Genomic DNA, 25,832 nt, shown 5'->3' with positions numbered 1-25,832 from the left:
TATATTCTTTTTGGTTGGTAACCTCCCCAACCATATGGATGGATACAAATTTTCATTTCTTCTATACAATATACACTATCATAATGAATTAAAATAGGAGGTAATATGATGAGTGAAGCAATTATTCATGGTATCATTCTTGCATTTGGACTTATCATTCCATTAGGTGTACAAAATGTTTTTGTCTTTAACCAAGGTGCGAGCCAACCAAACATTTGGAGGGCAGCCCCTGTAGTATTAACTGCCTCTATATGTGATACGTTACTCATATTGATTGCAGTGCAAGGTGTCTCCCTTGTACTCCTTACTTTTTCTTGGCTAACTAACTCGTTATATATAATTGGATTTTTCTTTCTCCTATACATGGGCTTTGTTATTTGGAGAAGTAACCCTTCCAACGATGTAAAACAAGAAAAAAGTATGCCCTTAAAAAAGCAAATCCTTTTCGCAGCATCCGTTTCGTTATTAAATCCACATGCTATTTTAGACACAATCGGTGTAATTGGAACAAATTCTATTCAATACATAGGAAGTGAAAAATGGGCTTTCACACTTGCAACTATTATCGTTTCTTGGATTTGGTTTATAAGCTTAGCGTTAGCGGGGAAATTTCTAAAAAGACTAGACTCAACCGGAAAGACAATTTTATTATTAAATAAATTTTCTGGTCTCATCATATGGGGTGTCGCGCTTTATATGTTAAAACAAGTTATTTATTCTTAATGAACGAAAGAGAATTGCATGTTACTCAAAACATCATGCAATTCTCTTACAAATTATGAAGTAGGCTCTGGTTTCTGTTTTACCGTCTTTGCATCCTTTGCTGGTTTAATCCAAATGATTGCTATGACAGCACCAATGGCAGCGAAAATACTTGTCAAATAAAACACTTCATGGTCCGCCCCTTTCATGAAAAAAGAATATAAAGGTGGTCCAGCTGCTACACCGATAAATCGCATTGAACTATAAAATGACGTAACCGTTCCCCTTTGCTCCTTTTCAATTCCTTGTGTAATGAGGGCATCTAAACATGGGAGTGCCATACCAATCCCTATCCCCATAATAACGAGACAAAGAAGTAGTAAATAAATCCCTTTTATAAATAAAGGAATGATGACTGATGCAGCTGCCATTAAAAAACCAATATAAATACACTTCTTCATAACATTTTGATTATCTCCAATTTTTTTACCGGCCATATATGAACTAATTGACAGTACAAGTAACGGGATAGCAAGCACACACCCTTTCCATATACCATGAATGTCATACTTTGATTCCAGTATAGTCGACAAATAAAAGAGAATTCCGAATAAAATAAGCATAATAATTGCACCTAATGCAAAAATGGCAATTAACCATCTTCCTTTTTCTCGAAACGTAGACAGAATAGATTTTATAAACTCTTTAAGTGGTGGTACTTCTCCTTCTTGTTTCTTTGCCTTTACTAGAACAAGTAACAAAACAATTGATATGACACATAAAACTGGAATCGCCCAAAATGGTAAGAACCATACAATGGCAGCAAGAGCAGATCCTAAAATAGGGCTCAGCACTTTTCCAAATGTATTGGATGTCTCAATAATTCCCAGGCCTGTACTAACTTGTTTTTCGTCTTTGTATAAATCACCAACACACGGTATAACAACCGGCATTGCCCCAGCAGCACCAATACCTTGAATCGCTCTACCGATTAATATCCAAGTGTAGGGATTATCAACTTTCCAAGATACCCAACCAGTTATCGCTCCTCCTATAGCCGCAATCAGCAAACTCGGAACCATTACCATCTTTCGTCCCCATCTATCTGATAAATAACCAGCAATCGGTATAAGTAAAATGGCTACGATAGAGTAAATTGTAATAATCATGGATACTTGAAACGATGAAATATGTAATTTCTTTTCAATTGTCGGCAAGATTGGAATGAGCATTGAATTCCCTAATGTCATGACAAGTGGAACTGATGCAAGCGCAATTAAACAACAGTTTTCTTTTTTTAACATGTTGATTTCGGAACCTTTCATCATATATTTCTTACCATATAATAGCCCTGCTGGAACATAGTTTTCATTCCACCAGGGCTATTACATCTTTACTACTTCCCATTCACAACAAAAGAAATTGGGGAAATTATAGTATTATTCCTATTCTTTGAATCCAGTTCACAATATATCCATACCAATTAATTGAAAAAAAAAGAAAGGAAGAATCCTTCCTTTCTCCTATAACCTTCTACAATTAGCGAGTATATCCGCCACCAAGTTGTTGTTCTGCCATCGCTACAAGGCGTTTTGTAATTTCACCGCCTACAGAACCGTTTGCACGTGAAGAAGTATCAGCGCCAAGTTGTACACCAAACTCTTGTGCAATTTCATATTTCATTTGATCTAAAGCTGCTTGTGCTCCATGTGATGCTAATTGATTAGAATTACGATTTCTAGCCATTACCAATCACCTCCTTATTTATATATAAATTGTGTTAAATTCAAATTAAAATACATGGAAATTTTTGGTTATTTTTTCACCATAAAAAAAGAGCCTCTAAAACGAGACTCTCACATCATTTCACATTACGAAGTTACTACTTCTAATTTTCTATTTATTAATACTTTCATTTCTTCTTTTAATATCTCTTTTGCATTATGTCCAAACCATTCTAAGGAAGCAAAAAGATCCGTACCTCTCACTTCCTGAATAATCTCATCATAATTTACAATACCTTCAAATAACGGAACCATACCAATACGACTTCCTGCTGCAGCATATACATTGTTAGGTTCAAACACATGCAAATAATCCGCTGAAGATATATTCTTAAAATGGTAATGTAGTGTCCACGGCTTTAATCGATGGAAACTGTCTATTGGATCTGCGCCAGACTCCCATATATGAAGAAAATCAAGATTTATTTTTAAATTCGGATGATTTACTTCTTCTAATAGTTCTATAGTAGAAGGCAATGTGTCCGTTAGTGTATTGGGATGTGTTTCTAACAGCACATACATATTGTGCTGAGCAAACACATCACAAATCTTACGTATTCGCTTCACATACTCTTTTCTCTCTTGTTCCGAGAAGTCCTTGCTCCCTTTTTGCCCAGCAAACGTGCGAATTTTATTCGTATTAAACCAATTAGCTAGTACTACAAGTTGTTCACTTTTCTCTATCGTTTTTTCAAAATCTGCTGATAATGATATATCTAAGTAATCACTTATCATCGTAATTTCTAAGTTTTTATCCTTTAGAAAAGTCAATTCTCGTTCTGTCGTTTCGCGTTCTTGTATATACAAATTTTGTGCATGCGTCCCCCACAATTCAATTCCTTCAAAACCGTTTTCATATGCAAATTGAACAATATCAGTAAATGAAATTAATTGATGACGAAATGAAATGGTACATAGCGAATATTTCATAGTATTAAACTCCCCTATCTTAAATTCAGTTAGCTTATTAAAGAGTTGCGACAGATTGATTTGTTTTCATACCTTTCCATGATAGAAACTGTCTCTCTAATTCCTTCTTAATTTGCAGTTCAATCGCATTCATTTCATCCAGTTTTTCAATAATCGATACTAGCATACCTTTATTATTCGTCATTGCCATTTTAATTGCACGATACTGTACATTTGTAAATCCTTGTACAATATCCTCTACCCGATCACACCAATAATCAAATTCTTGCTCCGAATATTGCAACGTTTCACGGAAGTATGCAAAGGCATGCTCATAACTATATTTACGAATTGCAAGTACTGGTATTTGTTTTACTGCTGCTACAAGTCCAGAAAGCGCATATCCTTCTTCCTCATTTGCCATTTTTACAATTAAATTTTTCAGTTCCATAGTCAGTTCATTGTCGTTCTTTTTGAATGTTTCTGTGAAATAACTAGCTACTGTTTCTTGCGTTGGCTCCCCAATTCCTTCTATATCAATGAAATAACCTCCACCAAATGGGTTATCTTGAATAGAGTGAAGTACTTTTTCTCTTTCCATATTTCCTTCCCAACGAAAATCAGGATCTAGCATGAACCACTCTTCTTCTTTCTCTGTTTTTGATATCATTAAATAATGTGGAAACGGTTTTTGATGAAATTTATTTTCCCTCTCTGGTAATAGAGACATATCAACCATTACAATGACATAACGATTTTCCGGCTTGTTTTCTACTAATTCTAAAAACGTTTCTACATTGCTATCTTTATCTTTTGCATGATCATACCATTCGTTTACTTTAATACCGTACAATTTTTCAAACCAAAGTAAATAATGATCATGGTTAATGTTTTCAGAGTGATATGAAATAATTCCGCCTTCTGTTATATCAAAATCTCCATCCCATAGTCCAAAATAAAATGGACGAAAATCAATGTCGCTACGCCTTTTTATAATTTCACAAAAACAACTCACTAAACAGTGCACTTTAATTGAAGTCATACTCTCATCCACTTTCCTAAAGGTTAGTTATTCACATTTACTTCCTGTAACGGCTCTAACTCCTCCATAAAATCAAGCAAAGATCCTACAGTAAGAAATGCCTTTGGATCTACCTCATCCTCTGGAACGCATAGCTTTACATCCATTTCTATGTATACAATAAGCTGTAACATCATGACCGAATCTATATATAAATCTTGATTTAAGCGCATCGTTTCTTCTAAATGCGTTACATTTTTCAGTTCCATTTTTTCTATCATAATTTTTAACACGGCATTCTTTAACGCTTCCCGTCTCATGTTGTAACCTCTCCCATCTCTAGTAACTTTCTACTTACTTTTCCAGTTTTATTTTTAGGAATTTCATTTACACTTTCAATTTCATGCGGAACTTTATAAGAAGGTAAGTGCTGAATACACCATTCTCTTATTTTCACTGGATCAACATGAGAGATCACTTTCGCTTTAACTATTTCGCCCATCACAGGATGTTTCCCCCGATATACAATTGCCTCTTGCACACCTTCCAATCGAAGCATCGTTTCTTCTACCTCTATAGGAAAGACTTTTAATCCTGAGACATTAATTACATCGTCCATACGCCCCATAAAATGAATGCCACGCTCAGATTTATACCCTAAATCCTTCGTGAAAATTTCCTTATCATTCATTTTCACGACGATTTCTTCCGGTGCATTTTCATCTGAACCTATGCTTATACTTGCATGAGGTAGAGGGTTTCCTAAATCTAAATGGCTTTTCATATCATGACATATACTAATACAACCTGCTTCAGAACAACCGTATTGCTGCATCATATATGTTGTCATTTTTTTTAGTTTATAAAATAGTGCTTCTGGCAAAGGCGATCCTGATGTCATAATTTTATGAAACTGGAACGTTCCTAATGGAAAACTCCCCATAATGTGTAACATAAGTGGTACTGCATATATAATATGTTTTTCTGTATTGCGAACTATATTTAATGCGAATTTAGGATTTTTGTTCGTAATGATTACAGGCTTGCTCCCCCTCGTAATTGCTGATAACGTACCACATATTAGTCCGTATGAATGTGAAACAGGAGCCATAACGATTGGCACTTCATCTACTTCACAGTTTAAAGCTTCATTATAGGCAGTAATTTCTGTATCAACTTCCGTCCATGCTCTACGAATCAGTTTCGGTTCTCCCGTAGTTCCCGAACTATATTGCAATAAAGAAGGCTCTTCTAGTAAAAAGTTCCCTACTTCTAATTTTGTAAAATCGCCATATTCTCCATATAAAATCCCTACACAATTTGCACGCTTTGCCATTTCAATAGCCGTTTCTTTTGGCGTATCTTCATGTATAAGTAATACTGATGATTTCTTTTCTTTTAAGAAAAACACAAGCGTAATAATATCGAATGGATCTTTCAGACAAAGTGCAAATCTATTTCCTTCTGCTTTTTGAAATTGTTCCATTTCCTCATAAACTTGTAATCTCAATTCAAAATCACTTTTGCTATACTCTTGTTTATTAACGATTAGCATAATTTCCCCCTGTAACAGCTGATTTTTGTTTCATAAGTTGTCTTACTCTATACAATGGATTTGGAACTTCATGAACAAGCGATTCCACATCCATATATAATCGACGTTTCGTTAATTGTTCAGCATAGAATGTAGGTGCATATAATTGAATATTTTCAAATCTACCTTTCAAATGTGGATATATTCTTAAATGATTTTCAATTTCTTCAACAACCATCATCCAAAAATGTTCTTCTTTCAATCCATACTCATCCGCAAGTACGAATGCTAATTCTCCTAAATTAAACAGAAATAGTGCATCTAACACCATCTCTTGCAAACATTCAATGCGATCCATTTCAAAGAAATCATTCATTTTTCCATTCGCATATGTTTTATGCATTTTAGTAAAGTCGGGACATTTGTCAACTTCTTTCAAATATGGACGATAAAACTCAAGCCCTTCATGAAAATCCTTTAACGCAATACGAACAGGCACCCCTTCTTTATGGACTAGAATCATATTTTGTCCATGTGATTCCAGTGCGATGCCATGCTCTACAACAAGATGTATAACTGGTATTATCGCTTTTTGAATAAGTAATTGTAGCCAATCCTTCATTCCATATTTATTCAACCACGCATCAATAATTGGTGTACCATCTTTCTCTTTAGCGTATAAACCATTAAAAGGAATTGCATCCTCTTGTGCATCTAAATACTTGTGAACGCTTTCGCGCCAAATACATCCTAATGAACCATATATAGCTTTCTTATTCGTGTCATACGTTACACTTGAAAACTCACTTAACAAGATTAAACGTGCTTCATCCATTAAATAGGCGTCATTACTTACAACATCATTTAACCAATTTGATATTACTGGTGCACTTACAACAGAGTATGGTTTCAGCGTACGAAGTGTTGAAGTGTTGAGTAAATTCATCGATAATTTAACGTACGGTTTCTTTGGACTCGTAATATTTCTTAACGTTCTCATTGACTGTTGCGCGCAATAATCGTCCTCTGATGTTCCTAAATAAATAATAAATTTACCCTGTATATGATCCGCATAATTTAAAATGATGAAATTCTCCCACTGCCATGGGTGAACAGGTATAAACACGTACTGTTTTGGATTACATCCCTTATTACGAATTCGTTCCATAAACTCTTCTAATTTACGATCGCCAATCTCCTCTTTTAAAAGGTTGTTATACATCACTTCATTCTCATAACCTACAGTCGCATAATTCTTATTTGCTGCAATCCATATGAGTTTTATTGGCTGCATAAATTCATAACCATATTGAAAATTGTCACGATATTGAAATCCAACACGTGCTTTATAACTAGGATGATATGGATGGCCATCTATTAATTGGCTTTCAAACTCATCGTAAGATTTTTGAGTATATTCTCTCTTATTATTTCTTTCATATTGTGCAATCGTGTCTTTAAATATTGTTTGTTCTAATTCGTGCATAAAAGAATCTAATTTAGCTTGTTCTACACTAGTAACCCGAAAAACTTCTTCTAGAAATTGCGAGACAGACTGTATTTCTTGCTGTTCATCTTGGACTCTTACTATTAATGAGTCTAACGAAATACGTCCAAATGTCATCCGTTCCCTGCCATAGCATTTGTACGTGACACTTTTGTCTTCTTCATCAAGTCCTTGTATTATAAAAAGAATTTGTTCTTCTTTTTCTATGCGAACCGGTGTAATAATCCCCTCATAAATTAACGATTCTACTAATTGACGTAGCACTCTTCTTCGTACTGAAATGTAATCTTCTGATTCGAGCGCCTTCAATACTTTCGTATGATACATGTCCACTCTCATAAAAACCTCCACCTTATGACAAAATACCATTATTTGTATTACGTGAAATTTTAACGCTATTTATGAACGAACAGCCACTTCTCTAACGAGCGGATTATGTACTTGCACATAAATTGCTTGCTCTAATGGATTACTTAACTCATCGACATCGAAAAATCTCGTTAGTAAATTTGCTTTACACGCTAACTTATCTTCGTCCAATAATTCTCTTAAAAATGTTGAAGGTTCCCGGTTATACGGAAGGAATGATTCAAGTACAGACCTTAATTCCGAGAGAAGAATTTCCTCCTTAATTAATCCTGCTGTGCCAAAACCATTAATGAGGCCAAACATATGATTGAAAATTAAGTAGTAACGAAATCTCTCATCCACAATATAGTCGTCATATAAATTTCCAGTACGTTCTCCAATACCAGCTAATTCATTATTAAGCTTTTCTTTCATTGAATTACAGAAATAAAATCCTTGATTATCACGGAAATAATATTTGACCGGATAACCATCTTTTAGCTGAACAACGCTATTTTGCTGATGAGCTTCTAATGCAACACCATACTGTAAATACATCCATACCATTGGCTTTAAAGAAATATTCATATATCGTCTAAACCACTCTAAGCTTACTTCTTCACAGCTTTTACTTTCTAAATCTGCTAGGCGATGAATAATATTCGATAACCGCGTATGCTCCCCAGGTATAGCGTCTTGAACTAGCCCAGCAATTAATGTTGCGTCGTTTGCATGTTCACTATAAAAAGGATTCTCACGAATAATCACTTCAAATCCAGATTCTTGTGTTCCATAATTTAATGTAATAAAGGCTGGATCACAAATAAAATCAAATCCTGGAAATCTTTCTCGTACTTCACCAATAGCCGTATTTAACATTTCCTTCCCTTCAAGACCACTCTCAAGTTCTTTCAGTTTATTAATACGCATTGAATTCGTTACTTTCACCGGAAATGAAAACTTAAGCATATACTTCGAATTGGGATGATATAGCGTCCTTAGTGATGATGTTGCCATATAATACTTACCTACAGGACCAATATACTCAAGCAATTCTTGAACTATCCAATCTTGTACGTAAGCTTGATGCAAGAGCCATTCTGCCTGAAGCGGATGAATTGGAATTAATGCATATTGATCTTCCTTACAGTACTTCGTTATAAATTCTTTACTAACCATCTCATCATTACTTAATTCTTCTTTTATAATCATTGTTGTAGAATCTGATAATAATGATTTTTCATTTACTATACTTTTATGTGCCCGAAAATAATGAAGCTGACATTCTCCTTTTAATTCTGGAGAATACATTGCACTTTTCCAATCCAATATCCCCTGTCTACTCTTTGGTGTAGGATGAGTTAAATGCCCAAATAATAAAGACTGCTCCGCTTCTATAAAAGTTGTATGAAAACCGTATAATGCGGATGTATCTTCTATTCTCTCTTTTGTAAATTCCTCAATATTTTGACAACTACGGATGACTCGAAGCATAAGTTCCGCAGGATTCGTTCCTTCTCCGTAGTTGATAGACATCTCTTTTATTAAAAATGTAATAACTGTAACATAATCTGCTGTAATAACAGAATGACTATCTCCAATTTGATAATAAAATTGTTCTCCAAACAAATGGCGATCTGTTGATGATTTATATATAACTTCTCCATACAAAGTAACGTTCTGTGCCGATAGCCGACAACATAAATATGTGGGGACTGTATCTCTATTCAACGTATTACTGAAGATACTCTTCATTCTTTCATCCTCTGTAATCCATTCTCCACTCCCTGTTTCTCTTAAATAACAGTTTAAAAAGCTTTGTAATGTTGCATGTTCTGCGATTTGTTTCGCATGCTGCATGTTGGTCCTCCTCTTTATATTAACGCTATGAGAATTTCATATTACAATTGATAATTGAATATCGTTATCAACTATGATTCTAATTGATAATGATATTCAATTCAATAGTATATTTCAGAATTTTTTTATCTGCTTTAATTTTTATTGTTTTCCCTCTTTTCTTTAATCTAGTTAAAAATACACAAAAAAATACTCAGTTTCAAACTACATACTTACTATTTTTCATTAGTAATCTATCCAAAATGTTTAAACAAAAGAGGTATACCTTAATTGGTATACCTCTTTCAAACATAAAATTTACATAATAATATTATTTATATCTCTCCAGCAATATGCTGTCTCTTCTACCTGTAATCGCTCTAAAAATTTTGTATCAATTTTTTCTGGGTTAAATTTTTCATAAAACTTTTTAGAAGGATTATTCGTAACAACCCAAACTAAAAGTGATTGCATATCATTCTTTACACATTCTGATAGTAACGCTTGAAATAACTTTTGTCCTATTTTCATTCCTTGATACTCTTGTAAAAGGTAGATTGCATATAATTCTCCATCACAATTATATGTATCAGTTCTTTCTATCCCCCCATCGATGAATCCAACTATTTCTCCATTTAAATTCTCTGCTACAAATCTAAATTGATGATTACCTTCTTTTTGAAAAATATCTTCCCATTGTTTTTCTCGTTTCTCATATGCTATATTATCTAGAATTTCGTCAGCAAATATCCCTTTATACGTTGCTTTCCAACTATCGACATGCACCTTTGCTATACCTTGTATATCATCCTTTATTGCTCTTCTAATATGTATTCCCATCATTTCTCCCCCTTTATTACTCATCATTATATCAATTTCATTCCTTAAAAATCCAAATAAAAAAGAGTGAATTTGAACTGCACCCCAATTGTTAGACATAGTCTAACAATTGGGGGTGCAGTTTTTCTATGGCTAAATTTACAGCTGATGAAAAAATACAAATCGTTCTACGTTATTTGAACGGAAATGAAAGTTATCGAGAAATGGGTAGATCGCTCGGTATAAGTGACACAATCATTTTGAATTGGGTAAACCAATATAAACAGAATGGTCTGGAAGCTTTTCTAAAACGATGTACAAATTACACACAACAATTTAAACTAGACGTACTAAACTTTATGATTGAAAACGGTATGTCCTTATTTGAGACGGCAGCTATCTTTAATATTCCTGCCCCTTCAACGATTTCTGTTTGGAAAAAACAGCTCGAAACACAAGGAATTGATGCCCTTCAATCTAAGAAAAAGGGGCGTCCATCCATGAAAAAAGATTCAAATAAACAAGTAAAACAACCTTTAGCTGAAGGGTCAGTCGAAGCACTTGAAGCACGCATTAAACAGCTTGAGATGGAAAATGAGTACTTAAAAAAGTTAAATGCCTTAGTTCAAAACAAGGAAAAATCACAAAACAAGACAAAGCGCAAGTAGTCTATGAATTAAGGCATAAATATTCGGTGAAGGCACTCGTGGAGCTAGCTACTATTCCTCGAAGCACGTATTATGATTTAGTAAAGAAAATGAATCGTCCAGATGTAGATGCCGATTTGAAAGCTGAGATTAAAGCGATTTATGAGGAAAATGAAAGTCGTTATGGTTATCGTCGCATTCGTGATGAATTAACGAATCGTGGCCAGAAAGTGAACCACAAGAAGGTTCAGCGCATTATGAAAGAGCTTGGGTTAAAGTGTGTTGTGCGTATGAAGAAATATAAATCCTATAAAGGAAAAGTCGGTAGAATTGCACCTAATATTTTAGAGCGTAATTTTCATACAGATGCACCGAATCAAAAGTGGGTAACAGACATCACAGAGTTTAAATTGTTTGGAGAAAAACTGTATGTATCACCTGTATTAGATTTGTATAATGGTGAAATTATTACCTATACAATTGGTTCTAGACCGACGTATTCGCTTGTTTCAGACATGTTAGAGAAAGCATTGGAACGTTTACCTGAAACCCACCAGCTACTGATGCATTCGGATCAAGGATGGCATTATCAAATGAGACAGTACGTCCGGACACTTGAATCAAGAGCTATCGTCCAGAGTATGTCTCGAAAAGGCAACTGTTACGACAACGCAGTAATAGAAAATTTCTTTGGGATTATGAAGTCGGAGTTCCTCTACATAAAAGAATTTGAAAATGTAGAGCACTTTAAAATAGAATTAGAAAAATATATAGATTATTATAATACGAAACGGATTAAGGCAAAATTAAAAATGAGCCCGGTACAATACCGGACTCACTTTTATCAAGCTGCCTAATGAAATAACCGTGTCTAACTTTTAGGGGTCACTTCAATTCACTTCACTCTTTTTTATCACAATTATCTACTTTCCACTTCAACTGAAACTACTCGATCAATCTCTTTCAGGGAACTATATAATTCTGTTGTATATAAATCTTCTGGAGCTAAAATAACCATCTCTAGTTGCTGAAATGCTCCACTATCTATATCTTTAATTTTCACGCGTTTCACATGCATGCCTAAATTTTTAATTTGCTTAAATATACCATCTAACTCATGATGCTCTTTAACAGTAATTTTTATAGATAAATCCTTTTGTCTTAATGAATACGGTCCTGCAATTTTCACAAGTTGCGGAAGTACATTAATCGCTAAAATAATTAAAACCATAGCAACTGTCGCTTGTAAATAAAATCCCGCACCAATTGCGATTCCTAAAGCTGAAGCAGCCCACACCATAGAAGCTGTTGTTAATCCAGAAATAACGTCATTACTTCTTCGTAAAATGACACCTGCGCCAAGAAAACCAATTCCACTAACAATTTGAGCGGCCAGTCGCATCGGATCCATATTTGTATGTCCTGGAACAGAATATACATGCACAGATTCAATTGAAACCATCGTAATTAAACAACTTGCTACAGAAATAACCATACTTGTTTTCACACCAAGTGGTTTATTCTTTAGCTGCCTATCTATCCCGATGAATAATCCTAAAAAGAGTGCTAAACCTAATTTGAGTAAAAATTCATATGACATATTCCTATTCTCCTTACTTTACAATGTTTCCCTTAGAATAACTCACTATAACTCTTTTATGATATCAATTCCAGTCTTTTCTATTCATTTAACATAAAAAACCGAAAAAACATTTATAACGATGTTTCTCCGGCTTTTTATTACACTTTAGATTCTTCTTTATTTCTGATCTTTAATCTTAATTTCTGCACCTTTGTAGAATGCTAATTTACTGTCATTATACTCTTTTGTAAATTTGTTAAACTGCTCTTTCGACTTTTGTGCTTCCACATTTAATTCATTAACAGTTTTAACTTTTTCACCGATTTCTTTTAATTTCGTTTCTTTTACTTTTAATTTTTCATACAGTTCTTTTTCAGTCGCTAACACTTTCGTGTAATTTTCATTCATCTTTTGGAATGCATCATAACGATTCTTATACGACTCTTCTACTGCTTTTGCTTGTTTTTGTAACTTCTTATCTTCAATCTTCTCTATATTACTTTGAACAGATTTCGTTTCCTTCTGTGCTTTTTCTAGCATTTCTTTCTCACTTTTCAATACTTTTTCACGATCATCTACATTTGCAGTAGCTTGCTCTATTTTCTTCACAACTGCTTCATTATGATCTTTACCTTCTTGCAAAATTTGAGCATATAATTCTTGCCCTTGTTTCTCTAACTGCTCTAATTTTTTTGCTTCATCCACTAAAGATTTTTCTTGTGTTGCTGCTGTTTCAAAAGCTGTATATAGATTTTCTTCTGGCTTTTCACCGAAACAACCTGTTAAAAGTCCTACTGATAATGCTCCAACTACTGCTACTTTTCCATACTTCAACGTTCATTCCTCCATTACATACGGTTATCATGCCAGAAGTTCACTGGGAAGTGACTCTCTTCATGATAAGCTTCAAACTCATAACCTTTTTCTTTTAGCCCCTTTAAAATTGCTGGCACAGCAGCAACTGATTGCGGGTGAATATCATGCATTAAAATTACTTCTTGTGGTTTTGTTGCGTTTGTTAATACGTTTTGAGCAATTTGTGCTGCAGCTGCATCAACTGGCATTTTATTGTATCTCCAATCTAATGAATCAATTGTCCAATCCCATACTTTAAATCCGCCTTCTACCACTTTATTTCGAAGACCTTCATTCAATCCAGGCATCGAACCATATGGAGGACGTGTTAATTTAGGTGATTTCCCAATAATATTAGCGATTAAACCTTGATCTTCTTTCATCTCATTTACATACTCGCCATTTTTATATAACTTTGCGAAATTATGTGTCATACTATGCATGCCTACATAATGACCCTCAGCATTTTCACGTTTCACTAAATCAGGAAATTCTTTTACATTCGCTCCAATTAAAAAGAACGTCGCCTTCGCATCATGTTGTTTTAGCGTATTTAATAATTCAGCCGTATATTTCCCTGGCCCATCGTCAAATGTAAGATAAGCAACTTTTCTTTCTTTTCCATTAAAACGACTTGGTGCCGTTTTATTCATTTCAACTTTCGGCTGTTCACTTGCAAGCTGCACTACATTTTCTTGTTTCGCAACAGCTTTTGCTGGTGAAGTAATTGATTGAAACATGTAATACCCAATAGCTACTGCGGCAATCGCTATTAAAACGACTACTATTTGTTTAATTTTTAAAGCTTTTTCCATTCTATCGAATTCCTCTCCCTATTAATCTTATATATAAATCGCCCAATATAATTATACATCTATTTATTTTTATTTGACCATATAAATAGATTTTATTTGTATTATAATGGGAGTTTTATCAAAATTGTTGTTCCTATTCCTTCTTTGCTTGTAACACTAAGCACACCGCCATGAAGCTCTACCATTTTTTTAACGATAGCTAAACCAATACCTGCACCTGCAGCATGATTATTAATTTGGTAAAATGATTGCTCAATATATGGTAAATGTTCTTTAGCAATTCCAATCCCTTCGTCTCTTACCTTAATCACTGCTTGTCCTTCTATTTTAGTCGCTTCAATGTGTATTGTACTTTTTTTATGTGAATACTTAATTGCATTTTGAACAATATTCAAGAAAACTTGCTTTAACCTATTTCGATCTCCCATCAATTCAATTCGGTCTATAGTAGTAATAAATTGAATTTCCTTCTCTTCCGATTTAGGAGTTAATTGCCAAATCGTCTCCTCTAGTATATCGTACAACTGCACCTTTTGTTTATATAAATTAAAATGATTTGATTGTAATCTTGAAAAATCTAGCAATTCTTCTACTAAATGAATCAATCTATCTGTCTCACCTGAAATAATGCCCATACCTTGCTTTATTTCTTCTTCTGTTAAATGATCTACTGTTTTTAACGTCTCACTCCAACCTTTAATTCCTGTTAAAGGCGTTCGTATTTCGTGCGAAATAGAAGCAATGAATTCATTTTTCATCTGCTCAGCCTTATCTATTTTATAGGCCATATAATTTAAACTATGTGCCAATTCACCTAATTCTCCAGGATAATCTTCTTTAATTTTTTGCTTTAATGTGCCTTCTGCAATTTGTGAAGAGGCTTGAATAATGGATTCAATTGGCTCAACAAATGAATTTGCCAAACGTCTACTAATTAAGAAAGCGACTCCCGAAATAACAATACCTACAGAAATAGTAAACGTAATAATTTCAATAATCTTTTTATTTACATTTGTTAAAACAGTCGTATATTTTAAAACACCAATAGTTTGTCCTTGATGTATAAGTGGGCTTAGCACCTCTAGTTGTTTTTTATTACCTTTCGTAGTAACTTGATTATACATTTCACCTTCTAATAATGATTGTGGAATATTCACTTTACCTTTTACCTTTTCACCACTTGAAGATTGTATAACCGAGCCGTGACGATCAATTAACTGTAATTCTGTTCCTTCTAATTGAAAGCTACTAATTATGTCACCACTATATTCTTGTAATCGAATAAAGTATAGTGAATTGTATTCTGAAAAAAAACGTGTACTCGTTTTCGCATGAGACTCTATATATTGCACAATACCATTATAATAGTATCGATAAATTGAGACTGAAAATACAACTTCAAATAATACAAGCATAAGTGTAATGACCGTCATAAAATATAAAGTCACTTTCCGTTTCATCTCATACTTTCCTTCCACACATATCCTTTTCCCCACACCGTAAGAATAAATTCAGGTTCTGATGGATTACATTCTATCTTTTGACGTAACCGTCTCATATTTACATCTACTACTTTCGTCTCACCTACGTAATTGGTTCCCCAAATCATATTTAAAATTTCATCACGCGAAACTGGCTTTGAAGCCTGATTCATTAAATACTGTAATATCATATACTCTGTAGGTGTTAAATCGACTAATTGTCCATCTTTATACAATCTTTCTTCTATAATATTTAACGAAAATGGACCTGACGTAACAATATTCGTTTTTTCTTCATGTACTTCTATTCTTCTTAATAAAGACTGTATACGTGCAGTTAATACTACTGGACTAAACGGTTTTGCAATATAATCATCTGCACCTATTCCTAGTCCTTGCACCTTATCTTCATCTTGTACACGTGCGGTTAACATAATAATACCCATTTTTTTATTTTCTTTCCTGATAGCCTTACAAACTTCTAAACCATCAATCCCCGGTAACATTACATCCAGCAGTGCTATATCAACAGTTTGTTCACTCAAAATTTGTAACGCTTCTTCTCCAGTAGTAGCTTCTATTACATAAAATCCAGCACGTTTTAAATTTAAAACAATAAAGCTACGGATCGTTAATTCATCTTCTAAAACTAAAATTTTTGACATAATTCCCACCTCCTACTCTTGTTGATAATCCGCTAGCGGTTTTATATATGCTTTCACTTTTTCAAATTCCGATTGCTTCGGTACTGCATATACGTGAGAAGCCGTTTTAATTGCTGCGCTGTAGCCTTTTATATTGAACCATTCTTTCCGCTTAAAAATATGAACTTCAAGCCATATTTTATTTGTTCTTGTATCCAAAAACTTTTGAGAATTTGATTCTTTTTGCTGATCTGGTATTGTAATTTTCCCTATTAACTCTTTAGGAATTTTCACATAATACCCTTTTTCTATATCTATATATCGTTCTTCAATTGGTTTAATTCCAGATTCACTCCACTGTATGTAACGTTCAAAAAGCGGACTATCACCATGTGATTTATCCTCCCAACCTTTTGGACGTACAGTACGAACAAATTCAATAATGCCGTCTTCATTAACATCTTTACTTTCTACAACATATTCATTAAATAAATCTTCTTTCCCACCTATAGGTAATACTTCATAATGATCCTGATCAAATTTTGCTACATAAGTTATACCTGAATGAGCCCCTGTTCCCGCATCGATTACAACTGCCTTTAATGATTTAGAAATACGACCCATTTGTATTCTTTGAATACTATTTATATACGGATCAAATGTAACCTCTGACAATACCTTAAACTTTTCAATGAACTGAACCTTCAACTGTTCATCTTTCATATGCGAAACAAGGCTTATGTCTTTAAAACCATTTTTGTTTAAATCATCTATAAATAACTTTGTATACTTCTGTCTATAAAATTCCTTTATATCGTCACTCTCATCGGAAAAAACATACATTGTGTTTTCTAATAAATCACGATTGGTAGTTATTCCTATCAATAGTTCCCTTTTCCCACTCCCTGTGAAATCTCCTACCTCAACAATATCTACTTCTTCCCCATCAAATGTATAGGTTGACTTCATATTCCATCCATTATTTTTCTTCTCATATACGGCTAAATATATATGATAATCTTCATTAGGTATTTTATATACGATGACAGCTTCTTTTTTATTATCTCGCTCGAAATTCATTGACCATGTCGTCTGTTTATCTCTATTAGACATTGGAGTAAGTAAGCGATAATTAACAGGTAAATCTTTATCAATTTGTTCCTTTAATTCATTAATCCATTTTTCATTTGTAGGAGCTTCCATTAGACTTGTTGGAGCTTCAGACATTTTACATCCAGTCAATATAAAGATAATTCCCATCATGCTTAACCATTTCTGCATATGATATCTTTCCTTACCACAAATTTTGAATATGTCCTTTTACTTTTTTACCTATCCATTATACTCATACATATGAGTATAATTTTTCTAAACTAAAAAATCGTTACAGAAAAGTTACAAATACATTCAAAAAAAAAAGATTGGCAAAAGCCAATCTTTTTTTATTATTCATTTCGGACTGATTTTGGCGTTACACCTAAATGATCATTTAATTTTTTTGAAATATCTTTTACATTTTTTTCATTTGGAATGTAATAATAAATACCACCGATACGTTTATCTGTACCTTCTATTTGCAATTTTTCCATTTCCAAATTAGATCCTGCCATATTTTTTGTAATGGCAAGCATATCGTCAAATGTTAAGTTCGTTTTCATATTTTTATCAACCGCATCTAGTAAAGAGCCCATTTTGCTAATTGATTGAACAGACATCGCTTTTTTAGCAATTGCTTCTATTACAAGTTGCTGTCTCTGTCCACGCATTGCGTCACTATCAATTTTACGCGTTCTTGCAAGTGCAAGTGCTTGTTCTCCATTTAAATGTTGGTAACCTTTTTCTAAATGGATCATACCAGCTTGGTCTTTACTATCTTGTTCAGTGAAAGTAACTGGTACATCAATATCAATACCACCAATTGAATCGACAATTTGTACGAATGATTCAAAGTTAAACTTCACATAATAATCAACAGGGACATTTAAGAATCTTTCCACCGTATCGCGTGTGCTTTCTACGCCACCAAATACGTGAGCATGAGTAATTTTATCTAATTTTTTTCTAGTTGGAATATAAACACGTGAATCACGTGGAATACTTACTAGCTTAACAGACTTATCATCTTTATTAATTGTTGCTAATAAAAGTGCATCTGTTCGAACTGCTTCGCCATATTGGCTTTTTCTCATTTCACTTCCATCTACACCCATGATTAATATTGAAATATTATCCTTTAAAGGTTCAACTTCTTTATCACGCTTTGATGACTTTTCAATTTTCGCATACGCATCATTTACAACAGCTTTTGCTTTATTATATATAAACGAACCATATCCTACTCCTCCAAAAATAAGTAGGAAAAATGGAATTAATATGAACCATTTTATTGACTTTCTTTTAGAACGCTTTTTATTACTTCTCGTATTTTGTTCTAATTCAGAGCTCATACCCATTCGCCTCTCTTTCTCTTTACCAAGTATAATGTAAGTCTATTTATCTTCATATTGAATTTCCTTTCATTAACCTTACAATTTTGTAAGGTTACTACTAAAACCCAATATGTATTCCATTTCACATTATACTCTCGTACTTATTTTTGGCAAGTCACTATTTACCAATTTCAAAAATTTAGCACTTCGCAACATGCAAATTTATAAATTCATTAACTCTTTCATTTTAAATTAGGATATCTTTTTCCAGATAAACGATATGAATAAAGAGTCCAGCTAATGATAAAACCTCTATGAATACAGTATATTTCACGTTATTATTTCTCAAACGGCGTATACATGCTTTTCTTCCCCTGATTATCAATAAAAGCCGACTTTGCTTTTATTTTCGTTTTTTCTACTTCCATGTCTTCATTTGAGAAGTTCACAATGATTTTAATATTTTTTCCATAAGAAACAGATTGTACTAGCTTATCTTCTGACAAATACGCAAAATTCGTCATCTCTTCTTTTACTGCTTTTTCATGAACTTCATTCCAAACTTTTAGATGCTCTGTAATTTCTTTTTTATGTTTATTCCACTCTACTTCATCTAAATGGTACAACGGAGGAACATTATACAATAATTCAGACAGCATTCGATTTCCAACTTCATCTTTTACCTTTAAACTTCCCCATTCCCAATGGTGCGTTGTAATAACGGAATCATTGTATACTAATTTATATAATGGTACCGAATATACTGGGTTTAAATACACTTGTTTATATTCTTCTTTCAATGGTACTTGTTTTGCATATTTTTCGGGAACATTTTGATTTGGTGACCAATATCCACCGACATAATACGGACTTGTTTTATTTTTCCGCATATCTTCATCGTCCCATTTAATAACAGGTGTTTCAATTCCGTGTGCAAATGCAATCGTACTACTAGCAAAATCATTTCCACCTTCAGAACCAACGACCATACCCTTTTCTTGCGCAATGTAGTCCATTCGTTTTAAACGTGCTTTTAAATCTTGCTCTTGTGTCGTTATATGTTTCGCTGAATAGTCATCGTAAATTTCACCTGTCGCATCACAATCAATAAACCATGAATTATATTTAGGACCATTTTGTAATATATCATTCATGCGTTCCTTTACACTAGGCAGCGATAAAGTCGGGTTTAACTTGCGACCTCTGCCTAAAAAGCCTTGCACCTTTTCTCCGTTTTTCTTCGTTACAGTAGCCTCTTCATATAATGATGGGTCATTAAAGGATGCTGTGTTCCAATTTTTATCACTTTTTTCGTGAATGGAATGATATGAATCATACGGACCAACTAAATACCCCATTTCCTTCGCTTTTGTCACGAAATTAGGTTGCATAAATCCTTGTTCCCAGTTCGGCAGACCAATCCACGCTTTTTCTATTCCTACCTCTTTCATTTCCTTTAGTATGTCCGTTCCATCTGCATTACCCCATTTACTTACCTCTTCAACCGCATCACCAAGTAGCGACTTTAATAAATGCTTATTTAAGCTATACAATTCTGTGTTCGTTAAGTGACCTACACCTTTCTTTAATAGCACACTAGCTTCCTGATCAACGTTTTGAAAAATATCCTCTTTATAAAATTCCTTCATGGATAATACTTCGTTTATATAACGTAAAATAACATTTTTTTGATACTTATCAATGAAATCTTGTTTACTTACTTGATCTAATACATTCAGTTCCCCAGGCTCTGAACTATTCTTTTGAATAAGTTCTTTTATATGACTAAACAGCGGGCTATTTATTTGCTCCCTTAGTTTTGGCCAATTTATATTATTTTCTGATAAACCATTTTGATTCCAAAAATAAAAATGCGCCGCTCCATATAACTTTTCGATTTCTTTATTTTTTCTAGCCTTTTCTTGTAATGTTTTAAATTCACCTTTTCGAACAATATCATCCTTATACAGTTTAGCAATGCTTACCGCATCATTATTTGTCACATATAATTGAAATCCATATGTTTTATTTTTATTTATGCTCGGAAATTCATGTGTAAAATCAAATCCTATTTTCGGATCCGAATGAAACTTCAATTCATTATTAAACATATTGTTTGCAATATATACAATTGAATATTTCGAACCATTTAATGCGAAAAACTTCATAGAAAATGATTCAGCAAATGAATATGCATCATCCTTTAAAAACTTCTTCCAATTCTCATCATTGCTCGGAATTTGCTTACCCTCCCATAACGGAAGTGTATAATTTTCAGCTTCTACTTTCGGCCATGTAAAGCTTTCTGCACCAGTCGATTCCACTTCAATGTTTAAGTGGTCTTTTTTCTTTTCTAATTTTATTTTTACTTTTTGATCTGGATATTCCCACGATGTACGATCCTTTTCTTTTTTTACATTCGATACCTTCATTTTCGGTAGGGGTTGTGATGCCTGTTCCTTTACCCCCTCATGTTCTACAGTTAATGTGAATGTTTCTGGATTTACATCATAAGTAAAATCTTTATACGTCGATTTCTTTATTTTAGACTCTTGTACAGCATTACTACCTTTTACGTCACAACCGACTAAAGTCGAAAACGACATAGTTGTAAGAAGACATATCGCTATCATTTTTTTCATCCTCTGCACCTCCACCAATGAATATACAGGTGCTTTGTTACAGGAATGTGGCAAAAAATAATAGAGCTAGCATTTTGCTAGCTCTATTTGGAGTATTAAAAGTTGATATGAACAACTATAACTTGCTTAGAAGATATGTAATACAGTAACTGCATTTTTTCTCAACAATTATGAAACTAAACAAATCAAAATTTTAACAAGCATTCTTTAACTGAAAAAATAAGTGTATACAATGTATCCTAAAAGTAGTACTAAAATGATTATCCCTGTACCTTTCCAATTCATACCGCCTGCTATATCAACTGGACTACCTGTTTCCGCTCTATTGAGTCCGTCATGTAAAGAACCCGTAGGATTACTTTTTAATTCACTTTGTCTCATACGCTCTCTTTTTTCTTCTGGTGACTCTTTATTCATGTAATCACCTCCAAAATGAATGCACTCTTTACTTACATTATTCAAAATCAACATTTGTTTTATATTTTTTTCCGAAAAAACCTAATTTAAAATAGGTTTGCAACGTAAAGAAAGCTAGCCATGCCAGCTTTCTTTATGATCCAATATGCTCTTCCTTATTTACAATAATACCTTTATGGTCGATTTCAAGCTCACATACTTTCATATCTGTAAATACTCTCGCTAATTGCTCAGCGATTTCTTGACGTTTCTCATATGGTGCTAATATAAAAATAGATGGTCCCGCACCGCTAAGTGCTGTGCCGTACGCACCAAATTCTTTTGCGCATTTACGAATAGATGGTAATAACGGTACGAGTTCTAAACGATATGGCTCGTGAAAATGGTCTCTCTCCATCATTTCACCTACAACTTCCCACCGCTTTTGACATAATGCAGCTACTAATACGTTACTTATCGCACTCGCTTTAACTGCCTCATGAAACGGAAACATCTTTGGTAATACAGATCGACTTTCATCTGTATTTAATTCTTCATTCGGAATGAGAGAAACTACACCTAATTCCTTGCTCTCAATTCTTACGACGGAAACATCCTTTCCATCAAGTGCTCCAATTACAGTTCCACCTAATATAGAAGCAGCAACATTATCAGGATGTCCTTCAAAATTTGTAGCAATTTGAACTTTTTGATCAGCAGTTAAGTTCAAATTGCCTAGTTGATTCGCAAGCTCTATCCCAGCTACAATCGCTGATGCACTACTTCCTAGCCCTCTCGTTAATGGGATATTACTAGTAACTTCTATTATATGAGGTGATATAGAAGGACAGACTTTACATGCCGTGCTAACGATTAAATTTTTATCGTCTGTCGGAATTGATTCTTCAAAGGAATGGATCACTTGCCATTTATCAGCTTTTTCTTTAACCACCACATCTAAATACAATGACAAAGCTATTCCAACTGAATCAAATCCAGGACCAACATTCGCCGTACTAGCAGGGACACGAACGCTAAATGGTATCACGACATAATCACCCCTTTAATATGATCTTTAATTTGTTCTATATCATTTGACACACTTGCGATGTCTAGTTGATTTGAAGAAATAGCGATATCAGGATCCTTCAAACCATTTCCAGTTAATACTGCAACAACTGTTTCTCCCTTTTTGATTTTTCCAGATTCAACATGTTTAATTACGCCGGCTAATGAAGCATTTGATCCTGGTTCAGCGAAAACTCCTTCAGTTTTTGCTAATAACCTATACGCATGTAAAATTTCTTCATCTGATACCATATCTATTTCACCACGAGACTGCTCGGCAGCCTCTACTGCATACGACCAACTTGCTGGGTTACCGATGCGAATCGCTGTTGCAATTGTTTCAGGTTCTTCAATTACATGCCCTTTTACAATTGCAGCTGCTCCTTCCGCTTCAAAACCATGGATTCTTGGCTTCTTATAACCTTTTTCTTTCTCATATTCACAGAAACCTTTCCAATATGCTGTAATATTTCCTGCGTTCCCAACAGGGATAGCTAGAACATCTGGTGCATTTTGCAATTGGTCACAAATTTCAAATGCTGCCGTTTTTTGCCCTTCAATTCGATAAGGATTCACTGAATTTACTAACGTAATCGGCTCTTCTGCAGCAATATTTCTTACAGCCTTAAGTGCATCATCGAAATTCCCTTCTATTGAAATAATTTCAGCTCCATAAGCGACCGCTTGCGCTAATTTTCCATGTGCAATCTTTCCTTCTGGTATTACGATAATACATTTCATCCCAAGACGTGCCGCATATGCTGCAGCTGATGCTGATGTATTACCTGTTGATGCACAAATGATTGCTTCTGAACCTTCTTCTTTCGCCTTAGCAACTGCCATGACCATACCACGATCTTTAAAAGAACCTGTCGGATTCGCTCCTTCGTACTTACCGTATAGCTGAATCCCTAATTGTTTTGATATGTTTAATAATGGAATAAGTGGTGTGTTTCCTTCCATTAAGCTGACATCAGGTGTATTTTCATTCACCGGTAAATAAGAAGCATACTGTTTTAATAGTCCTTTATACATATTGTTTTTCCTCCTCAATAATGTAGTAACTGTTTATTTCACTTGCGACAGCTTCTATCGCTCCTAAAACTCGTTCAAATTGATACTTGGAAGTTCGATGTGTCACAACAACGACTTCTGCCAGTTCACGGTTTAAAGGTAATTGAATAACTTCTTTTAAACTTACAGAGTAATTAACGAAACATTCTGTTATTTTTTGTAACATCCCAGGCTCATCTCGTAATGAAATGCGTAAGAAATATTTCGAAACTACTTCTTCATCACCTTGTAATTCATAAGGAACTGGTTCTTTTAACGCACTTTTATTTTTCGGAACTTGATTCATATTTTTAACGATGGAAATAATATCACTTACTACAGCAGAACCAGTCGGTAACTTCCCAGCTCCGGGTCCATAAAACATCACTTCTCCTACCGCTTGGCCATGAACATACACCGCATTAAATTCATTATTCACATTTGATAATGGATGCTGGCTCGGTAAAAGCGTCGGTTCTACACTTAAATGAATGGCTGGTCCTTGTTTTTCAGCCTTACCAATTAACTTCATAGTAAATCCTAACTTTTCAGCCATTTGTAAATCTTCTTTTTCGACCTTTCGAATCCCTCTTACTTGCACATCATCTAATGAAACATTCATCGAAAAACCTAAGTTTGCAAGAATTGCTACTTTTCTTGCCGCATCTAGTCCATCTACATCTGCTGTCGGATCCGATTCTGCAAAACCTAATTTTTGCGCTTCCTGTAAAGCCTCTTCATAAGACCATCCATTTTGACTCATTTTTGTTAACATATAATTTGTTGTACCATTTACAATTCCCATTATTTTTTCAATTTGATCTGATGCTAGCCCGTCAGTTAGTCCTCTTAACACTGGAATACCGCCTGCTACGCTCGCTTCATAACATAAATCACAATCATTATCGTTCGCCAGTTGAAGAAGCTCTGCACCATATACAGCCATTAAATCTTTATTTGCTGTCACGACATGTTTCTTATTTCGTAAAGCCTTAACAATATGCTGCTTCGCTTCTTCAATTCCGCCCATTACCTCTACTACAATATCAATATTCGAATCATTTAGAACTTCATCTGCATGACTTGTGACTGCAATCCCGTCAATACAAACATCGCGTTCTTTTTCCAAATCACGTACAACGACTGTTTTCACTTTCACTTCGTATCCTGTATCAAGAGCGATTTTTTTATAATGTTCTTTCAAAATATGAACAACACCACTTCCGACCGTACCTAAACCTAATACTCCAACATTTATAACGTTATTCATCTTCTAATCTCCTCCTAAAAGTTTAATTGTTACACCTATAAATCACCTTACTCTGCTTTTTTGTCATGCAGGTGGTGGTTATTTCCGTACTTATAAATCGTTTCATATTACCGCACCTCCTTTCAAAGTAATAAAAAAACACACTCTTCCCTAGGAAAGGGACGAATGTGTTTTCGTGGTTCCACCCTTGTTCCAATCTAGACGTATTTCTCCCTAGATTGCTCAAGTTCAGATAACGGCTGATACCGTCAATAATTACTAGATTACTCGTTCACTATTGAAGTTCAAAGGTGGTAAAATCATTTCTCGTGTTAGGAAGCTCACACCCTTGGCTTCCCTCTCTGTAAACCGTAAAAATGATTTCGTGTCCTTATCGTTACTTTTTCGTTCATGTTTATTTGTTAACTCATTATACTCGCATAAAAAACAAAATCAATACTATTTTTTAATTATTTTAAATTTTCAATCTCTAAATCCGTAAAAAAAC

General features: G+C 34.1%; 23 protein-coding genes and 1 other annotated feature. Of the genes, 2 read left to right on the top strand and 21 right to left on the bottom strand.

Annotation, left to right across the window (positions count from 1 at the left end):
• Nucleotides 1–108 precede the first annotated feature (108 nt).
• Nucleotides 109–723: a LysE/ArgO family amino acid transporter gene (locus tag C3Y97_RS09565; RefSeq protein WP_001287303.1), complete on the top strand. Its 615-nt coding sequence runs from the start codon at nt 109–111 to the stop codon at nt 721–723.
• A gap of 53 nt (nt 724–776) precedes the next feature.
• Here the strand turns inward: C3Y97_RS09565 and bcbE are convergent, their stop codons facing one another.
• The 9 genes from bcbE to C3Y97_RS09520 all read right to left on the bottom strand — a co-directional run bounded on the left by bcbE (nt 777) and on the right by C3Y97_RS09520 (nt 10,484).
• Nucleotides 777–2,006: a bacillibactin exporter BcbE gene (bcbE, locus tag C3Y97_RS09560; protein ID WP_002204804.1), complete on the bottom strand. Its 1,230-nt coding sequence runs from the start codon at nt 2,004–2,006 to the stop codon at nt 777–779.
• A 235-nt stretch (nt 2,007–2,241) separates the two neighbouring features.
• The gene (locus C3Y97_RS09555; protein WP_000113545.1) at nt 2,242–2,448 is read right to left on the bottom strand and encodes an alpha/beta-type small acid-soluble spore protein; all 207 of its coding nucleotides are present in this window, start codon (nt 2,446–2,448) and stop codon (nt 2,242–2,244) included.
• A 125-nt stretch (nt 2,449–2,573) separates the two neighbouring features.
• Nucleotides 2,574–3,416, bottom strand: coding sequence for a sugar phosphate isomerase/epimerase family protein (locus C3Y97_RS09550; RefSeq protein WP_000877670.1), 843 nt, complete (start codon nt 3,414–3,416; stop codon nt 2,574–2,576).
• A gap of 37 nt (nt 3,417–3,453) precedes the next feature.
• Nucleotides 3,454–4,437, bottom strand: coding sequence for a DUF6005 family protein (locus C3Y97_RS09545; protein WP_000200705.1), 984 nt, complete (start codon nt 4,435–4,437; stop codon nt 3,454–3,456).
• A gap of 23 nt (nt 4,438–4,460) precedes the next feature.
• Nucleotides 4,461–4,736: a petrobactin biosynthesis protein AsbD gene (asbD, locus tag C3Y97_RS09540; RefSeq protein WP_001250560.1), complete on the bottom strand. Its 276-nt coding sequence runs from the start codon at nt 4,734–4,736 to the stop codon at nt 4,461–4,463.
• The gene (locus C3Y97_RS09535) at nt 4,733–5,971 is read right to left on the bottom strand and encodes an AMP-binding protein (protein ID WP_000909573.1); all 1,239 of its coding nucleotides are present in this window, start codon (nt 5,969–5,971) and stop codon (nt 4,733–4,735) included. The genes asbD and C3Y97_RS09535 overlap by 4 nt, the downstream gene beginning before the upstream one ends.
• Nucleotides 5,958–7,796, bottom strand: a complete 1,839-nt coding sequence (locus C3Y97_RS09530) for an IucA/IucC family protein (RefSeq protein ID WP_136363316.1) — start codon at nt 7,794–7,796, stop codon at nt 5,958–5,960. The genes C3Y97_RS09535 and C3Y97_RS09530 overlap by 14 nt, the downstream gene beginning before the upstream one ends.
• Nucleotides 7,797–7,856: 60 nt before the next feature.
• A complete protein-coding gene (locus tag C3Y97_RS09525) occupies nt 7,857–9,665 on the bottom strand; it encodes an IucA/IucC family protein (protein WP_001163346.1) in 1,809 nt (602 codons plus the stop codon).
• 297 nt (nt 9,666–9,962) lie between these two features.
• The gene (locus tag C3Y97_RS09520; RefSeq protein ID WP_136363314.1) at nt 9,963–10,484 is read right to left on the bottom strand and encodes a GNAT family N-acetyltransferase; all 522 of its coding nucleotides are present in this window, start codon (nt 10,482–10,484) and stop codon (nt 9,963–9,965) included.
• 128 nt (nt 10,485–10,612) lie between these two features.
• Here C3Y97_RS09520 and C3Y97_RS09510 point away from each other — a divergent pair.
• A protein-coding gene (locus tag C3Y97_RS09510; RefSeq protein WP_136363312.1) for an IS3 family transposase occupies nt 10,613–11,967 on the top strand; the annotation gives its coding sequence in 2 pieces (ribosomal slippage) (nt 10,613–11,066 and nt 11,066–11,967; 1,356 coding nt in all).
• A gap of 62 nt (nt 11,968–12,029) precedes the next feature.
• Here the strand turns inward: C3Y97_RS09510 and C3Y97_RS09505 are convergent.
• From C3Y97_RS09505 to C3Y97_RS09450, 12 genes are all read right to left on the bottom strand, one after another.
• Entirely contained in the window at nt 12,030–12,710 is a 681-nt protein-coding gene (locus C3Y97_RS09505; protein WP_000119510.1) for an MgtC/SapB family protein, read from the bottom strand.
• A 159-nt stretch (nt 12,711–12,869) separates the two neighbouring features.
• Nucleotides 12,870–13,526, bottom strand: a complete 657-nt coding sequence (locus C3Y97_RS09500) for a YkyA family protein (protein WP_000873566.1) — start codon at nt 13,524–13,526, stop codon at nt 12,870–12,872.
• Nucleotides 13,527–13,540: 14 nt separating this feature from the next.
• Entirely contained in the window at nt 13,541–14,362 is an 822-nt protein-coding gene (locus C3Y97_RS09495; protein WP_000409484.1) for a peptidoglycan-N-acetylglucosamine deacetylase, read from the bottom strand.
• A 101-nt stretch (nt 14,363–14,463) separates the two neighbouring features.
• Nucleotides 14,464–15,822, bottom strand: a complete 1,359-nt coding sequence (locus C3Y97_RS09490; protein ID WP_000824536.1) for a sensor histidine kinase — start codon at nt 15,820–15,822, stop codon at nt 14,464–14,466.
• A complete protein-coding gene (locus C3Y97_RS09485) occupies nt 15,819–16,508 on the bottom strand; it encodes a response regulator transcription factor (protein WP_000036071.1) in 690 nt (229 codons plus the stop codon). The genes C3Y97_RS09490 and C3Y97_RS09485 overlap by 4 nt, the downstream gene beginning before the upstream one ends.
• Before the next feature lie 12 nt (nt 16,509–16,520).
• A complete protein-coding gene (locus C3Y97_RS09480; RefSeq protein ID WP_136363310.1) occupies nt 16,521–17,768 on the bottom strand; it encodes a hypothetical protein in 1,248 nt (415 codons plus the stop codon).
• A gap of 164 nt (nt 17,769–17,932) precedes the next feature.
• Entirely contained in the window at nt 17,933–18,934 is a 1,002-nt protein-coding gene (locus tag C3Y97_RS09475; protein ID WP_002182662.1) for an LCP family protein, read from the bottom strand.
• Nucleotides 18,935–19,254: 320 nt separating this feature from the next.
• Nucleotides 19,255–21,558 (bottom strand): glycoside hydrolase, encoded by a 2,304-nt coding sequence (locus C3Y97_RS09470; RefSeq protein ID WP_136363308.1) that lies wholly within the window; start codon nt 21,556–21,558, stop codon nt 19,255–19,257.
• 207 nt (nt 21,559–21,765) lie between these two features.
• Nucleotides 21,766–21,975 (bottom strand): DUF6366 family protein, encoded by a 210-nt coding sequence (locus C3Y97_RS09465; RefSeq protein WP_001031479.1) that lies wholly within the window; start codon nt 21,973–21,975, stop codon nt 21,766–21,768.
• Between the two features lie 133 nt (nt 21,976–22,108).
• Nucleotides 22,109–23,002 (bottom strand): homoserine kinase, encoded by an 894-nt coding sequence (gene thrB, locus C3Y97_RS09460; RefSeq protein ID WP_000612102.1) that lies wholly within the window; start codon nt 23,000–23,002, stop codon nt 22,109–22,111.
• Nucleotides 22,999–24,057, bottom strand: coding sequence for a threonine synthase (thrC, locus tag C3Y97_RS09455; RefSeq protein WP_000276438.1), 1,059 nt, complete (start codon nt 24,055–24,057; stop codon nt 22,999–23,001). Before thrC ends, thrB begins: the two co-directional genes overlap by 4 nt.
• Nucleotides 24,050–25,345 carry a homoserine dehydrogenase gene (locus C3Y97_RS09450; protein ID WP_001066902.1) on the bottom strand — a complete coding sequence of 432 codons (1,296 nt, stop codon included), beginning with the start codon at nt 25,343–25,345 and terminating at the stop codon, nt 24,050–24,052. The genes thrC and C3Y97_RS09450 overlap by 8 nt, the downstream gene beginning before the upstream one ends.
• A 154-nt stretch (nt 25,346–25,499) precedes the next feature.
• Nucleotides 25,500–25,731, bottom strand: a binding site (T-box leader).
• Between the last annotated feature and the right edge of the window lie 101 nt (nt 25,732–25,832).

The organism is Bacillus sp. DU-106, from assembly GCF_004799705.1.
GTDB lineage: Bacteria > Bacillota > Bacilli > Bacillales > Bacillaceae_G > Bacillus_A > Bacillus_A cereus.
The sequence above is the reverse complement of the archived record's forward strand: the minus strand, read 5'-3'. Positions and strand labels throughout refer to the sequence as shown.